Below are 15,967 nucleotides of genomic sequence, written 5' to 3'. Positions count from 1 at the left end.
GGTCACAGCCGGTAGGCGGCCTTGACCAGACCATAGGTCAAGGCGTGGGCGACCTCGTGCGCCTCGTCCTCCTCCATGCGGTGTTCGACCACCAGCCTGGCCAGGAAGCCGCAGTCCATGCGCCGCGCCACGTCGTGCCGCGCCGGGATCGACAGGAAGGCGCGGGTGTCATCGTTGAAGCCGACGGTGTTGTAGAAGCCGCCCGTCTCCGTCGCCTGTTCGCGGAAGCGGCGCATGCCCTCGGGGCTGTCGTGGAACCACCAGGGCGGGCCGAGCCGCAGCGCCGGATAGTGACCCGCCAAGGGCGCCAGTTCGCGGCTGTAGGTCGTCTCGTCCAGGGTGAAGACGATGATGGTCAGGCCGGGTTCGGAGCCGAACCGGTTCAGCAGCGGTTTCAGCGCCGTGACATAGTCGGTCCGCACCGGAATGTCGGCGCCCTTGTCCGTCCCGAAGGCGGCCAGCAGCGGCGCATTATGGCTGCGGTGCACGCCCGGATGGATCTGCATAACCATGCCGTCCTCCAGGCTCATGCGCGCCATTTCGGTCAGCATCTGGCCCCGAAACCGTTCGGCCTCGACCGGGGTGAAATCGCCTGATGTAACGCGCGCGAACAGGGCCTCGGCCTCGGCCGGCGTCATGTCGAAGGTCGCGGCGGTTGGATGGCCGTGGTCGGTCGCGGTGGCGCCGTGACGACGGAAGTGGGCGCGGCGATCCCGGTGCGCCGCCAGATAGCCGGGCCAGGTGAAGACGTCCTCGCCAGTGATCCGTCCCAGCGCTGTCAGATTGTCCCTGAAGGTCGGGTGGTCGGGATCGACGACGGCGTCGGGGCGGTAGGTGGTGACGACCCGCCCCTTCCAGCCCGAGGCCTGCAACGTCGCATGGTGCGCCAGGTCGTCCAGCGCGCCTTCCGTCGTGGCGATGACTTCGATGTTGTAACGCTCGAACAGGGCGCGCGGTCGGAAGCCGTCGGTCTTCAACGCCGCGTCGATGACGTCGTAATAGTGGTCTGCGGTCTCGGCCGACAGGCGCACGTCTATGCCGAACACCTCGGCATAGACCCAGTCGTGCCACATCCGCGACGGCGTGCCCCGGAACAGGTGATAGCGCTCGGCGAAACGGCGCCAGATCGCGCGGGGATCGGTCTCGACCGGCCCGCCGTCCGCCCGCGCGATGCCCAGATCCTCCAGCCGGACGCCCTGGCTGTAGAGCATGCGGAAGACATAGTGATCGGGCGTGATCAGCAGTTCCGCCGGATTGGCGAAGGGCTGGTTCAGCGCAAACCAGCTGGGGTCCGTATGGCCGTGCGGGCTGACGATCGGCAGGTCGCGCACCTCGGCGTAGAGGCGGCGCGCGACGTTTCGGGTGTCGGTGTCGGCCGGGAACAGGCGGTCAGGGTTCAGGACCAGCGGTTTCATGCCGTCTCCGTCGGCAGGACGACCGGCGCCAGCTTGGGCGTCAGCACTTGGATCACGCCCAGCGCGACCAGATAGGCGAAGCCGGCGAAGATCAGCAGCGGCATGTAGCTGCCGGTCGTCTCCAACGTCCATCCGGCGAACTTGGCGATCAGCATGCCGCCCACCGCGCCGCCGGCCGCGCCGAAGCCGACGACGGTGGCCACGGCGCGCTTGGGAAACACGTCTGACACCAGGGTGTAGAGATTGGCCGACCAGCCCTGGTGCGCCGCCGCCGCCAGGCCGATGATCGCCACGGCGATGATCAGGTTGTGCGCGAAGATGGCGACGGTGATCGGCGTCACGCACAGGGCGCAGATCAGCATGGCGGTCTTGCGGCCTGCGTTCACCGACCAGCCGCGCTTGATCAGGTTGGACGACAGCCATCCGCCCGCGATCGAGCCGACATCGGCCAGCAGATACACCGCCACCAGCGGCGGGCCGAAGCTGCGGATGTCCAGGCCATAGGTCTTGGCGAAGAAGTCCGGCAGCCAGAACAGGAACAGCCACCAGACCGGGTCGGTGATGAACTTGCCCAGCAGGAAGGCCCAGGTCTCACGCCGGAAGGCCACGGTGCGCCATCCGACCTTGCCGGGCGGATCTGCGGGGTCGCTTTCGATGTGCGCCAGTTCGGCGGCGGTCACCCGGGGGTGCTGGCGCGGGCTGCGATACATGATCACCCAGACCGCCAGCCAGATGAAGCCGATGATCCCCGTCAGGATGAAGGCCCACTGCCAGCCGAAGGTCAGGGCGATCAGAGGCACGACGATGGGCGTAAGCAGCGCCCCCACATTGGAGCCGGCGTTGAAGATGCCGGTCGCCAGCGCCCGTTCGCGTTTGGGGAACCATTCGGACACCGCCTTGACCGAGGCCGGGAAGACGCCGGCCTCGCTGACGCCCAGCGCCGCGCGCGCGATGGCGAACTGGACCACGGTCCGCGCCCCGGCATGGGCCATGGCCGCCAGGCTCCAGATGACCACGGCGATGGTCAGACCCCATCGCGTGCCGATCAGGTCCATGAACCGCCCGAAACCCAGAAGGCCGATGGCGTAGGCCGCCTGGAAGGCCACAACGATGTTGGCGTAGTCGGTCTCGGTCCACCCCAGCTCGACTTCCAGCAGGGGCTTCAGCACCCCCAGCACCTGCCGATCGACGTAGTTGATCGTCAGGGCGAAGAACAGCAGGGCGCAGATGGCCCAACGATAGCGGCCGATCCGGCCGGTGGCGCGGTCGTCGGGCGGGGTGGCGGCGTCGGTCATGCGAGCCCTTTCCGGGGTGGTCGGTTCGTTTCCTCGGGCCGTGCGCGCATCTTGGCGGCGCGCTTCGGCCTCACCAGCTGTGCAGGGTTCCGTCCTCGAGCCGGTTCACGGGCAGATAGGCGCGGCTGTAGGGATGCTGTTCGGCCAGGGTCTCGTCGATGTCGACGCCCAAGCCGGGCTGCTCGCCCGGATGCAGCATGCCGTCGGCGAAGCTGTAACCGTGCGGGAAGACCGCGTCGGTTTCGGCGGTGTGGCGCATATATTCCTGGATGCCGAAGTTGGGGATCGACAGGCCGAAATGCAGCGCCGCCGCCATCGACACCGGCGACAGGTCGGTGGCCCCGTGACAGCCGGTGCGCACGCCGTAGATGTCCGCCAGGGCAGCGATCCGCCGCAGGTGGGTGATGCCCCCCGCATGCACCACGGTGGCGCGGATATAGTCGATCAGCCGCTCCTCGATCAGCTGTTTGCAGTCCCAGATCGAGCTGAAGATCTCACCCACGGCCAGGGGACTGGTGGTGTGCTGGCGGATCAGGCGGAAGGCGGCCTGGTCCTCGGCCGGGGTGGCGTCCTCCAGCCAGAAGGGACGATACGGCTCCAAGTCCTTGCCCAGCCGCCCCGCCTCGATGGGGGTCAGCCGGTGGTGAATGTCGTGCAGCAGGTGCATGTCCCAGCCCAGCGCCTCGCGCGCCGCCTCGAACAGGGGCGGGACCGAGCGCAGGTATTTCTCGGTGGACCAGACGTTCTCGCTGGGCAGGTCGGCGTCGGCCGGCTCGTAGTAGCCGAAGGTCTTGGACACGCCATAGGTCGATTTCAGGCCCGGCACGCCGGACTGGAGACGGATCGCCTTATAGCCCATGTCGGCGTATTTCTTGGCCTCGGCCACGGTCTGCTCGACCGTCTCGCCGTTGGCGTGGCCATAGACCATCACGCCCTCGCGGCAGGCGCCGCCGAGCAGCTGATACAGCGGCAGTCCGGCCTGTTTGGCCTTGATGTCCCACAGCGCCATGTCGACGGCGGCGATGGCGGACATGCCCACCGGCCCGCGACGCCAGTAGGCGCCCTTGTAGAGATACTGCCAGGTGTCCTCGATCCGTTGCGCGTCGCGCCCGATCAGGCAGGGGATGACGTGGTCGGTCAGATAGCTGGCGACCGACAGTTCGCGGCCGTTCAGCGTGGCGTCGCCGACGCCCGTCAGCCCGCCCTTGGTCTCGATCTTCAGCGTCACGAAGTTGCGCCCCGGGCAGGTCACGATGACCCGGGCGTTGGTGATGGTCATGTCCGACACGGTCGTTCCTCCGGTGCGGCGTTTTGCGCCGTCGTTGCTCTTGTCATCTCGTCACAGCATGTGATGATAGCGCTAACAGAATACGATCGACCGACCTTGTCAACGGCGGAGACGATCGAGAAATACGGCCGACAGCGGTCGATGGGAGGATGCCGATGCGTAACAGCCAGTGGCTGCCGAAGCTTGTCGCCAAGCTGGGCGCGATACTCGTTCTGGGGACCGCCAGCGCCGTCAGCGCGGAGGACGGGCATGACCTTTGGCTTCGTTATCGGCCCGTCGAGGCGTCGGCGGTCGAGGCCTATCGCGCGGCGGCGACCACCCTGGTTCCCGGCGGCGACAGCGCCACGATCCGACTGACGACGCAGGAGCTGGAACGCGGTCTGGGCGGCCTGACGGGCCGTGAGCCGACGCTGGGCGCTGCGTCTCAGGCGGGGGCTGTGGTCTATGGCACGCCGGCGGCGTCGCCGCTGATCGCGTCGCTGAACCTGCCGCTGTCCGAGCTGGGGTCCGAGGGCTATCTGATCCGCAGCGTCACCTTGCAGGGACGGCCCGCCACCGTCATCGCCGCCAACTCGGACGTCGGCGTGATGTACGGGGCCTTCGACCTGCTGCGCCGCATCCAGACCCGCCAGCCGATCACCGACCTGGACATCAGCACCGCGCCGACGGTGAAGCTGCGCGTGTTGAACCATTGGGACAATCTGGATCGCACGGTGGAGCGCGGCTATGCGGGTCAGTCGATCTGGGACTGGCACAAGCTGCCGGACTATACGCCGCGTCTGTACACGGACTACGCCCGCGCCAACGCCTCGATCGGCATCAACGGCACGGTGCTGAACAACGTCAACGCCAACGCCCTGTCGCTGACCGCCCCCTATATCGCCAAGACGGCGGCGCTGGCGGACGTGTTCCGGCCCTATGGCATCAAGGTCTATCTGTCGGCTCGGTTCAGCGCCCCGATCGAGATCGGCGGCCTGCCCACCGCCGACCCGCTGGATCCGCGCGTGCGCGCCTGGTGGAAGGCCAAGGCCGACGAGATCTACGCCGCCGTTCCCGACTTCGGCGGCTTCCTGGTCAAGGCCAATTCTGAGGGCCAGCCCGGCCCGCAGGATTACGGCCGCACCCACGCCGACGGCGCGAATATGCTGGCCGACGCCGTTCAGCCGCACGGCGGAATCGTGATGTGGCGCGCCTTCGTCTATTCGCACGAGAACCCGGACGACCGGCACAAACAGGCCAACACCGACTTCGAGCCTCTGGACGGCCAGTTCCGTCCCAACGTCATCGTCCAGGTCAAGAACGGCGCCATCGACTTCCAGCCGCGCGAACCGTTCCATCCGCTGTTCGGGGCCATGCCCAAGACGCCGCTGATGATGGAGTTCCAGATCACCAAGGAATACCTCGGCTTCGCTACGCACCTGGCCTATCTGGGCACGCTGTACGAGGAGACGCTGCAGTCCGACACCTGGCGGCCGGGTCAGGGCTCGACCGTCGCCCGCATCATCGACGGCCGCGCCTTCGGCCACGAACTGACCGGCATGGCCGGCGTCGCCAACATCGGCTCGGACCGCAACTGGTCGGGCAGCCACTTCGACCAGGCCAACTGGTATGTCTTCGGCCGCATGGCCTGGAACCCCGAGACCGGTCGCGCCCGTCCGATCGCCGAGGAGTGGGCCCGCATGACCTTCTCCAACGACCCGCGCTTCGTCGAACCTGCCGTCAACATGATGATGGGGTCGCGCGAACTGGTGGTCGATTACATGACGCCGCTGGGCCTGGGGCATCTGATGGCGACCAGCCACCACTATGGTCCCGGCCCGTGGGTCGCCGACCTGGCGCGGCCAGAGTGGAACCCCGTCTACTATCACCGCGCGGACGCCCAGGGCATCGGCTTTGACCGGACGTCCACCGGCACCAACGCCGTGGCCCAGTATGCGCCGCAGGTCGCGGCGCGGTTCTCGGATCTGTCGCAGATCGATGAGCGGGACCTGCTGTGGTTCCACCACCTGTCGTGGGATTACAAGATGCGGTCGGGGCGGACCCTGTGGGACGAACTGGTGACCACCTATGATCGCGGTGTGACCGGCGTGGGCGAGATGCGCCGCACCTGGGCCTCGCTGCAGCCCTATGTCGATGACCAGCGCTTCGAGGAGACCGCCACCTTCCTCGGCATTCAGGAAAAGGAAGCCCGCTGGTGGCGCGACGCCTCCGTGGCCTATTTCCAGTCCATATCCCGTCGCCCCCTGCCGGCGGGCGCGGCGGCGCCGGAGCACGATCTGGATTACTACAAGGCGCTCAGCTTCCCGAACGCGCCGGGCATCTAGTCGGCGGAAAAGGACAGGGACAAGGACAGGGTCCGGCCGGGTCGGAGCACGACCAGGCCGGACTCTTCGTCCGGCGCAGCGTTGAGGGCGTCCGGCCTATGGGTCACCGGCTCGACGCAGACGAAGTCCGCGTCCCGGGGGGCGTAGACATGGGTGCGCGACAGGCCGGGCGCGCTCATGCGAACGCTCCAGTCCTCATGCGACAGTCGGGCGGTCCCGTCCCAGCCCTCATAGGCGTTGTCGACGAACGGGGCGTCCGTGACACGCGGGCCGGCCCGCCAGTCGAACACGGCGGAGGCCGCCGCGAGGTGGGTCGGGATCAGGGTGTCGTCGACCGCCCAGACCTGGTCCGCGGCCAGCGTCAGCCGGTCTTGCGACCCCCTCGCCAGATAGGGATGCAGGCCCAGGCCGGCGGGGAAGGGGCGGTCGTCGCGATTGGTCAGGGCGAGCGAGACCGTCAGTCCATCTGCGCTCAGCTGGAACCCCTGTTCCGCGCGGAACGACCAGGGCCAGTCGGGGCCGGCCGCATGGTCCAGCGCCAGGCGCGCCGAGGCGGCGTCAGCGGATTCGATGCGCCAGGGCCTTCTCCAGCCCAGGCCGTGCAAGGCGTGAGGCTCAAAGCCGGGCGTGGCGCCGATGTCGATATACTGGTCCTCGAAAACAAACCGGCCGTTGTCGATGCGGTTGGCATAGGGGACCAGCGGAAAACACGCCGTCTCCAGCGGATCGACCGCGCCCGGCGGCGTGGGCCGCAGCACCGGCCGACCGCGCCAGGTCAGGCTTGCAATGGAGCCGCCGAGTTCGGGATTGAGGGCGGCGCGCCAATCCCCCGCCGCGAGCTGGATCACAGCCGGATCAGGTTCTGCGGCAGTCCCGGCGTCTCGACCCGCACGCGATACAGGCCGCCCAGCGTCGGCTGGTCGCGCCGCTTGTCCGAATTGCCCAGCCAGGCGGTGGTGCAATAGAGGTCGCGCAGGTCGGACCCGCCGAAGGCCGCCTTGGTCACCGTCTGCACCGGCAGGGACAGGGTGCCTATCCGCTCGCCCTTGGGCGAGAAGCGGGCCACGCCCCAGCCGTTGAACAGGCCGACGTGCAACACGCCCTCGGCGTCCATGCTGGGGCCGTCGGCGAATCCGTCCTCGGTCACGGCGAAGACCCGGCGGTTCGACAGCGCGCCTTCGTCGTGATCGAAAGCCAGAACCGTCTTTTCCAGCGTGTCGTGGTGATACAGGATCTTGCAGTCGGGGCTGAGGCACGGGCCGTTGGTGACGCCGTAGCCGTCATCGTGCCGCGTCAGTTCGCCGTCCGCCCAGCGATAGAGGGCGCCGGTCTTGACCTCTTCGCTGTCGTCCATCGAGCCGAACCACAGGGAGCCGTCCGGGGCGACGAAGCCGTCGTTCAGCCGGTTCTGCGGCCGGTCCTGCTCGACCGGCAGGATCAGGTCGAAGACGCCCGTCTCCGGCGTGAAGCGATACAGACCGCCGCGCACGCCGCAGACCAGCGACCCGTCTTCGGCGGGCAGGGCGAAACCGATCTGATCCGGGGCGTCCCACGAGGACTTGTCGCCCGTCGCGGGGGTGTAGCGATGCAGCCGCCGACCCTTGATGTCGACGAACCACACCGCCTCGCGTCGGGCGTCCCAGACCGGGCCTTCGCCCAGTTCGGCCTGGACGTCCCAGATCAGTTCGGCGTCGCTCATGACCTTAACCCGCCGAGTAGCTGGTCTTGATCTGGGTGTAGAACTCCACCGCCGCGAAGCCCTGTTCACGCGACCCGTAGGACGACTTCTTCGAGCCGCCGAAGGGTACGTGATAGTCCACGCCGGCGGTAGGCAGGTTGACCATGGTCATGCCGGCCTTGGCGCGGCGCTGGAAGTCGCGCGCATGCTTCAGCGACGAGGTGACGATGCCGGCCGACAGGCCGAACTCGACGCCGTTGGCGACCGACAGCGCTTCTTCATACGACTTGACGCGAATGGTCGAGGCGACCGGGCCGAACACTTCCTCGTTGTTGATCCGCATGTCCGCGGCCGTGTCGGCGATCAGGGTCGGCTGGACGTACCAGCCGGGCTTGTCCAGGTTCAGCCGCTCGCCGCCGGTGACGATGCGACCGCCGGCCTCCTTGGCGATATCGATGTATTTATAGGAGACGTCGCGCTGGCTCTCGCTGACCGCCGGACCCATCTGGGTGTTGGGGTCCAGGGCGTCGCCGACGCGAAGCGCAGCGACCTTCTCGCCCAGGGCGGCGACGAACTTGTCGTGGATGCCGTCCTGCACGATCAGGCGGCTGGAGGCGGTGCAGCGCTGGCCCGTGGCGAAGAAGGAGCCGTCCAGGGCGATCTGGACCGCGCGATCCAGGTCTGCGTCGTCCAGCACGATCAGCGGGTTCTTGCCGCCCATTTCCAGCTGCACCCGCGCCTGACGCTTGACCGCGCCCTCGGCCACGCCGGCGCCGACGCCTTGCGAGCCGGTGAAGCTGATGCCGGTGATGCCTTCATGGGCGACGATGGCGCGGCCGACATCGCCGTCGCCGATGATCATATTGACCACGCCCTTGGGCAGGCCGGCCTCATGCAGGATCGCGACCAGGGCCTCGGCCGTGGCCGGCGTCGGGCCGGCGGGCTTGATGACGACGGTGTTGCCGAAGGCGATGGCCGGGGCGATCTTCCAGGCCGGGATGGCGATGGGGAAGTTCCACGGCGTGATCAGGCCGAACACGCCGACGGCCTGGCGATAGGTCTGGACCTCGACGCCGGGCCGGGTCGAGGCCAGGTTCTGGCCGTGCATACGCAGGGCCTCGCCGGCGAAATATTTCAGGATGCGCGCGGCGCGGACGGTCTCGCCAATGCCTTCGGGGACGGTCTTGCCTTCTTCGCGCGACAGCAGCGTGCCGATCTGCTCGCGCCGTTCCATGATCAGCGAGCCGGCCTTGTCCAGCACGTCGAAGCGAACCTCGGGCGAGGCCTCGGACCAAGCTTCGAAGGCGTCGGTGGCGGCCGCGACGGCCTGATCGACTTCGGCGGCGCCGCCCTTGGGCGTGCGGGCGACGATCTCGCGCGTGTCGGACGGGTTATGGCTTTCGCCGGAACGGTCGCCCGCGACCTTCTCGCCGCCGATCCAGTGGGAGAGTTCAAGCGTGTCGGTCATGGGGATGTCCTTTCGATGTGGAAACGGGCGGCGGGGGAGCGCCGCCCGTGTGGGGATAACTCAGACTAATAGATAGGGTCAGCCGGTCATGTCTTCCAGTTCACGACCGCGTGTTTCCTTCAGCCAGACCTGAACCAGGAAGAAGGAGATCAGGGCGCTGACGGCGTAGAAGCCGTAGGTCACGACCAGACCCAGACCCGACGCCATGGCCGGGAAGCTGACCGAGATTCCGAAGTTGGCGATCCACTGGGCGAAGCCGGCGACGGCCAGGGCCGAACCGCGCATCTGGTTGGGGAACATCTCGCCCAGCATGACCCACATGACCGGGCCCCAGCTGAAGTTGAAGAAGACGACATAGGCGTTGGCCGCGATCAGGGCGATCAGGCCGGTCGTATCGTCCAGGTGCAGCGAACCGTCGACCAGGGCGGCGCGCGAGAAGCACCAGGCCATGACCGACAGGGTCACGAACATGCCGGCCGAACCGATCAGCAGCAGAGGCTTGCGGCCGATCTTGTCGATCAGGCCGATGGCGGCCAGGCAGGCCGCGATCGAAAGCACGCCGGACAGGATGTTGATCTGCAGGGCGTCGTTCTCGGAGAAGCCCACCGACTGCCACAGCACGGCGCCGTAGTAGAAGACGATGTTGATGCCGACCAGTTGCTGGAAGACGGCCAGGATCAGGCCGGCCCAGACGATGGGGCGCACCTTCTTGGTCTTCGGGTCCAGCAGGTCCGAGAATTTGGGCTTGTGGTCGGCGGCGAGCGAGGCGCGGATTTCCTGCACCTTGCGCGCGCCCGCGCCGGGGCCGAACAGCTTGGACAGAACGGCCTCGGCCTCAGCGTCCTTCTTCTTGACGACCAGGTAGCGCGGGCTTTCCGGGATCACCAGCAAGGCCAGCAGATAGACGGCGGCGGGGATGACCTGCAGCCAGAACATCCAGCGCCAGGCGGGGAAGCCCATCCAGAACTCGGCCGTGGAGCCGCCGGCCGTCGCCGCCAGGGCGTAGTTGGCCACGAAGGCGCCGGTCAGGCCGGTGATGATCATGATCTGCTGAACCGACGACAAACGGCCGCGGATCGCCGCCGGGGTCACTTCGGAGATGTAGGCCGGCGATAGCACCGAGGCCGCGCCGACGCCCAGACCGCCGATGAAGCGGGCGATGATGAAGTGGGCCGAACTGTCCGCTGCGCCGGCCCAGAAGGCCGAGATGATGAACAGACCGGCGGCGATCTGCATTACCGTGCGACGGCCGATGGCGTCAGCCAGACGACCGGCGATGAAGGCGCCGACGGCGCAGCCCAGCAGGATGGCGCCGACGTTGAAGCCCGTGCCCAGAGCCGACAGATTGAATGCGGCCTCCAGCCCGTCCTGGGTGCCGTTGATGACGCCGGAATCATAGCCGAACATGAAGCCGCCGATGGTGGCGACCGCCACGATCAAGGCGATGAACGCCATGTTGACGCGGTCGTCGCCCGCGATGTCGGGGCCTGAGCCCCCCGTCGGTCCTGCCATTGAATACCCTCCCTGAAACCCGTCTGACGCGGGCGTGAAAACCTAGGAAACCTTATCGCCAGCCGGCGTCCACGAAATATTCGTGGCCAGTAATCAAACGTGCGTCGTCCGAGGCCAGGAACAGGCCCAGCGCCGCCACATCGGCGGGCTGGAGGCGGCCCTTGAGGCATTGGGCGGCGACGATCTCGGCCTCGCCCTCGGGCGTGTACCATTTCATTTGCCGCGGCGTCTGGACGTTGCCCGGCACGATGCAGACGACGCGCACGCCGTCGACGCCCAGTTCACGGGCCAAGGCGCGGGTCATGCCCTCGATGCCGGCCTTGGCGGTCTCGTACAGCGACAGGTCCGGCAGGCCCAAATGCCAGCTGATGGAGCCCAGGTTGATGATCACGCCGGCGCCGCGCTCGCGCATCTTCGGCGCCACGGCCTGGGCGGCGAAATAGAGGTGGCGCAGGTTCACGTTCAGCCGGTTGTCCCAGTAATCCGGGGTCACCTCGGTCAGGGTGTGGCGGTCGTCGTTGGCGGCGTTGTTGATCAGCACATCGACGTCGCCGTGCTCGGCGGCGATCTCGGCGAAACAGGCCTGCAGCGCGGCGATGTCGGTCAGGTCGCAGCGCTTGAACACCGGCGCGGGCGACAGATCGGACAAGGAGGCGGCCAGCGCCTCGGAGTCCTCGACGGCGACGTCCAGGAATACGACCTGCGCGCCTTGGCGTGCGAAGGCCTCGGTGAAGCCGGCGCCGATGCCGGAACCGCCTCCGGTGACCACGACCAGCTTGCCCTTGAGGGACGGATAGACGGCGGCGCTCAAATCGATCGCTCCTTCAGAAGGCCGCGACCGGCCAGATTGTACATCAGTTCGACCACCCCGACGGTCCACGGCGGGGCCTTGTCGGCGGTGGTCACGCGGTTGCGCAGCGTGCCCAGGCGCTGGGACGACACGGTCACCAGGTCACCCATCTTGTGGGTGAAGCCCTGGCCGGGCGCATCGCGGTCCTTGATCGGTGCGAACATGGTGCCGAGGTAGAGGATGAAGCCGTCCGGATACTGGTGGTCGGCGTTCAAGGTCTGGCCGATCAGGTCCAGCGGATCGCGGCTGATCAGGCTCATGGACGACGCGCCCTCCAGCACGAAACCGTCCTCGCCCCGCACTTCCAGCGACACGGTCGCCTTTCGCACATCGTCCATGCCGAAACCGTCGTCGAACAGGCGGACGAAAGGCCCCAGGGCGGCGGAGGCGTTATTGTCCTTGGCCTTGCCCAGCAGCAGGGCGGACCGCCCCTCGATGTCGCGCAGGTTGACGTCGTTGCCCAGGGCCGCGCCGATGGGGCGGCCGGTCGGGTCGCACAGGATGGCGACCTCGGGCTCCGGGTTGTTCCAGGCGCTGTCGGAACGGACCCCGACCAGATCACCCCAGCCGACCGACGACAGCACGGGCGCCTTGGTGAAGATTTCCGCGTCCTTGCCGATGGCGACTTCCAGATACTGCGACCACAGGCCGTCGGCGATCAGGGCGTCCTTCAGCGCATAGGCCTGTTCCGATCCCGGCTTGACGGCGGACAGATCGGCGCCGACGCGATCGGCCAGGGCCTCGCGGATTTCCAGGGCCTTGTCGGCGTCGCCGCGCGCACGTTCCTCGATCACCCGCTCGACCGCCGAAACGGCGAAGGTGACGCCCGAGGCCTTGATGCATTGCAGATCGACGGGCGACAGCAGGCGAGGGCACGCGCTTGCGTCGTCCCAGGCGGCGGTCAGGTTCAGGGCCTCGAGGTCGCCCAGGTCCTCGCCCGGCGCATCGGCTAGGCCCGGACGGGCGGCGGCCTGCGCCGTCGTCGGCGCCCAGGCCGAGATGTCGAACACATGGCCTTTGCGCACGAGGACCGGCGTCGGTCCGTCAGGCAGGCTCAGCCGGCCGAGGAAGACGCCCTCGCGCCAATCGGCAGGCAGATCTTGGATAAGCGTCGTCATTTCCCCCCGCCAGCTCCGTCGATGCAGAGCGGTTCTAAAGTGTTAGCGCTATCATCATCGCCTGACGGTCCACCGTCAAGGGTGATGCTAGGCCGGCCTGACGGGCGCGGAACGGAAGGCGGCCGCGATCGCCTCGCGCAGCGGCTTGGCGCGACCCTGCGCATCATAGGGGGTCGGGCGTTTGGACAGGCCGTCGGCGCGGGGCCAGTTACCCTGCAGCCAGGTGTGGGAATCCGCCATTCCCCAGGCGACCACGCCGGTCGTCTGCGGATAGGCCAGCATCAGGTCCAGATAGCGACGCCCCAGGTCGGCGACGGCCGCATCGCGCGTCGGGATGTCGGCAGGCAGGTTCTTGTCGTGGACGTCGAACTCGGTAATCACGACCTCCAGCCCCATGCCGACCACCTCGTCCATGAAGGCGCGCCATTCGCGTTCCTGGGCGGTGTCGAAGCCGACCGAGTCGTCGCTATTGCCCGAACCGATGTGGCTCTGGACGCCCAGGGCGTCGATCGGCACGCCGCGCGCCTTGAACCCTTCCAGCAGCCTCAACACCCCGGCCCGGTGTTTCTCGTGCCCGGCCTCCCAGCTCATATAGTCGTTATAGACCAGTTGGGCCTGGGGCGCGGCCTCGCGCGCCGTGTGGAAGGCGACGTCGAGGACGGACTGGCCCATGGCGCGCGACAGCGCGGTCTCGCGCAGTTCGCCGGTGTCGGCGTCCACCGTCTCGTTGACCACATCCCAGGACCGGATCTGCGGATAACGACCGGGGACGCGCTGGATGTGATCGACCACCATGGCCTCGGCCGCCGTTGCGGGCTGGGGTCCGAAATCGTGGGTCGCCACCCACGCCGGGAACCACTGGGGATGGTGCCACAACAGGGTGTGGCCGCGCAGGTCCATGGCGTTCTCGCGCGCAAACTCGGCGATCCGGTCGGCGCGCGAGAAGTCGAACGTGTCGGGGTCGGGCCGCAGCACATACCACTTCATCTCGTTCTCGCAGACCAGAAGCCCGCACTCCTTTGTCAGAAGGCTGCGATAGGTGGCGTCGCCCAGGGAGGCCGTGACGCCGACCTCGCCGGCGCCCACGGCGCTGCCGAAGAACCGGCCGTTGGCGCGGGCCAGATCGCTCAGGCTGGGTTCTGCGGCGAAGGCCGCCAGGACCGGAGCCGTCGCAACGGCGCCGGCGGCCGCCATCAGGCCGCGTCGGGTCAGGCCGTGGATCATCGTCTTCCTCCTTATGGTTGCGCTAACAAGAGCCGAATGCCAAAACTCAGACAAGTAAAAACGACAGGGGAGGTTTGCTATGGGTCGGAAACATTGGGCGGCGCTGACCGCCGTCACCGCCTTGGGGACATCGGGCCTGATGGCGGCAGGCTCGGCGACGGCGCAGGAAGCGGTGTTCGATCGCTTCGTCTATCGGGGATCCGACGCGGCGCATCAGGGGCCCGAACCGACGGCGGATCAGTATCGCAATCCGATCCTGCAGGGCTTCTATCCCGATCCCTCGATCACCCGCGTCGGCGACGACTATTATCTGGTGACGTCGACCTTCTCCTACTTCCCCGGCATTCCAGTCTTTCACAGCCGCGACCTGGTCAGCTGGACCCAGATCGGCAACGCCATCGACCGGCCCGATCAGCTGGATTTCGGCACGCTGGGCCTCTCGCGCGGCGTGTTCGCCCCGACGATCGAGCATAGGGACGGGACATTCTACATCCTGAACACCTGCGTCGATTGCGGCGACAACTTCCTGATCACAGCCTCCGATCCGGCCGGTCCCTGGTCCGATCCGGTCTGGCTGCCCGATCTGAAGGGCGGCATCGACCCCGGCCTGTTCTTCGACACCGACGGCTCGGCCTGGATCGTCAACAATGGCCCGCCGGAGGGAACGCCGCGATACGAAGGCCACCGCGCCATCTGGATCCAGCGCTTCGATCCTGAGCAGAAAAAGACCGTCGGACCGCGCAAGGTGCTGGTGGACGGCGGCGTGGACCCCTCGACCAACCCCATCTGGATCGAAGGCCCGCACATCATCCGCAAGGGCGACTGGTATTATCTGGTCTGCGCCGAAGGCGGCACGGCCGAGGGCCATTCCCAGGTCGTGCTGCGGTCGCGCAAGCCTGACGGCCCCTACGAGCCCTGGTCCGGCAATCCGATCCTGACCCAGCGTGATCTGCCGCGCGACCGCGCCAATCCCATCACCTCGGCTGGCCACGCCGATCTGGTGCAACTGCCGGACGGTTCATGGGCGGCGACCTTCCTGGCGGTGCGCCCCTATGAGGGCGATTTCTACAACACCGGGCGCGAGACCTTCATGCTGCCGGTGGACTGGTCCGGCGACTGGCCCGTCATTCTGAAGTCGGGCGAGGTCATCCCCTACGTCGGCGAGCGGCCGAACCTGCCGGCCCAACCCGCGCCGGCCGTGCCCACCAACGGCGATTTCGAGGTGGCGGACGAGTTCGACGGTCCGGCCCTGCCGCCCTACTGGATGATGCTGCGCAATCCGCGCGAGACCTGGTTTGATCTGGCGTCCCATCCCGGCGCCCTGACGCTGAAGGCGCGACCGGTCGGCCTGGGCGACAACGCCAATCCGTCCTTCCTGGGCCGCCGCCAGCAGCATCAGGACGCGGAAGCCCAGACTGTGCTGCGCGCCGCGCCGACGCGCGAGGGCGACCGTGCGGGCCTCGCCGTGCTCCAGAGCGACGACTTCTGGTACGCCCTGTCGGCGGTGCGTCGCGACGGCGCCGTGGTCGTCGAACTGCGCCGCCGCGCCGGCCCTGACCAGGCGAGCGCGGGCGAACTGCTCGCCAGTCGGCCGCTGGCCGGGGAGGGGCCGATCCGGTTCCGCATCGCCGGACGCGGTGATCGCTACGACTTCGCGGTCGCGCAAGGAGAGGGCGACTGGTCCACCGTGCTGGCAAATGCGGACGGCAAACTGCTCAGCACCCGCACCGCCGGCGGCTTCGTCGGCGCCGTCTTCGGCCCCTTCGCCCAATCGGCGTCACAGTGAACCGAGCCT

The 15,967-nt window shown here is 67.7% G+C and carries 12 protein-coding genes; 2 read left to right on the top strand and 10 right to left on the bottom strand.

The genetic code is table 11. The annotated features are described in order from the left end of the window. Positions 1-2: 2 nt before the first annotated feature. The 3 genes from uxaC to manD all read right to left on the bottom strand — a co-directional run bounded on the left by uxaC (position 3) and on the right by manD (position 3,989). Positions 3-1,415 carry a glucuronate isomerase gene (gene uxaC / locus ACODSC_RS14550; RefSeq protein ID WP_488814712.1) on the bottom strand — a complete coding sequence of 471 codons (1,413 nt, stop codon included), beginning with the start codon at positions 1,413-1,415 and terminating at the stop codon, positions 3-5. After that, positions 1,412-2,710 carry an MFS transporter gene (locus ACODSC_RS14545; RefSeq protein ID WP_488814711.1) on the bottom strand — a complete coding sequence of 433 codons (1,299 nt, stop codon included), beginning with the start codon at positions 2,708-2,710 and terminating at the stop codon, positions 1,412-1,414. The genes uxaC and ACODSC_RS14545 overlap by 4 nt, the downstream gene beginning before the upstream one ends. Before the next feature lie 70 nt (positions 2,711-2,780). Beyond that, complete coding sequence (manD, locus tag ACODSC_RS14540) at positions 2,781-3,989, bottom strand: D-mannonate dehydratase ManD (RefSeq protein WP_488814791.1); 1,209 nt, start codon at positions 3,987-3,989, stop codon at positions 2,781-2,783. A gap of 164 nt (positions 3,990-4,153) precedes the next feature. Here manD and ACODSC_RS14535 point away from each other — a divergent pair, with 164 nt between their 5' ends. After that, the gene (locus tag ACODSC_RS14535; protein ID WP_488814710.1) at positions 4,154-6,322 is read left to right on the top strand and encodes an alpha-glucuronidase family glycosyl hydrolase; all 2,169 of its coding nucleotides are present in this window, start codon (positions 4,154-4,156) and stop codon (positions 6,320-6,322) included. Here the strand turns inward: ACODSC_RS14535 and ACODSC_RS14530 are convergent. The 7 genes from ACODSC_RS14530 to ACODSC_RS14500 all read right to left on the bottom strand — a co-directional run bounded on the left by ACODSC_RS14530 (position 6,319) and on the right by ACODSC_RS14500 (position 14,172). After that, positions 6,319-7,170, bottom strand: coding sequence for an aldose 1-epimerase (locus ACODSC_RS14530; protein ID WP_488814709.1), 852 nt, complete (start codon positions 7,168-7,170; stop codon positions 6,319-6,321). The genes ACODSC_RS14535 and ACODSC_RS14530 overlap by 4 nt on opposite strands. Next, entirely contained in the window at positions 7,167-8,021 is an 855-nt protein-coding gene (locus ACODSC_RS14525; protein ID WP_488814708.1) for an SMP-30/gluconolactonase/LRE family protein, read from the bottom strand. Before ACODSC_RS14525 ends, ACODSC_RS14530 begins: the two co-directional genes overlap by 4 nt. A gap of 4 nt (positions 8,022-8,025) precedes the next feature. After that, a complete protein-coding gene (locus tag ACODSC_RS14520; RefSeq protein WP_488814707.1) occupies positions 8,026-9,468 on the bottom strand; it encodes an aldehyde dehydrogenase family protein in 1,443 nt (480 codons plus the stop codon). A gap of 78 nt (positions 9,469-9,546) precedes the next feature. After that, positions 9,547-10,980 carry a sugar porter family MFS transporter gene (locus ACODSC_RS14515; protein ID WP_488814706.1) on the bottom strand — a complete coding sequence of 478 codons (1,434 nt, stop codon included), beginning with the start codon at positions 10,978-10,980 and terminating at the stop codon, positions 9,547-9,549. Between the two features lie 52 nt (positions 10,981-11,032). Beyond that, entirely contained in the window at positions 11,033-11,791 is a 759-nt protein-coding gene (xylB, locus tag ACODSC_RS14510) for a D-xylose 1-dehydrogenase (RefSeq protein WP_488814705.1), read from the bottom strand. Then, on the bottom strand, positions 11,788-12,948 hold the full coding sequence (locus ACODSC_RS14505) for a fumarylacetoacetate hydrolase family protein (protein ID WP_488814704.1): 1,161 nt from the start codon (positions 12,946-12,948) through the stop codon (positions 11,788-11,790). The genes xylB and ACODSC_RS14505 overlap by 4 nt, the downstream gene beginning before the upstream one ends. 87 nt (positions 12,949-13,035) lie before the next feature. Beyond that, positions 13,036-14,172 (bottom strand): endo-1,4-beta-xylanase, encoded by a 1,137-nt coding sequence (locus ACODSC_RS14500; RefSeq protein ID WP_488814703.1) that lies wholly within the window; start codon positions 14,170-14,172, stop codon positions 13,036-13,038. 79 nt (positions 14,173-14,251) lie between these two features. Between ACODSC_RS14500 and ACODSC_RS14495 the strand changes: the two genes are divergently transcribed. After that, on the top strand, positions 14,252-15,958 hold the full coding sequence (locus ACODSC_RS14495; RefSeq protein ID WP_488814702.1) for a glycoside hydrolase family 43 protein: 1,707 nt from the start codon (positions 14,252-14,254) through the stop codon (positions 15,956-15,958). The last annotated feature ends 9 nt before the right edge of the window (positions 15,959-15,967 follow it).

The sequence above is a fragment of the Brevundimonas sp. FG128 genome, from assembly GCF_057809775.1.
The sequence above is the reverse complement of the archived record's forward strand: the minus strand, read 5'-3'. Positions and strand labels throughout refer to the sequence as shown.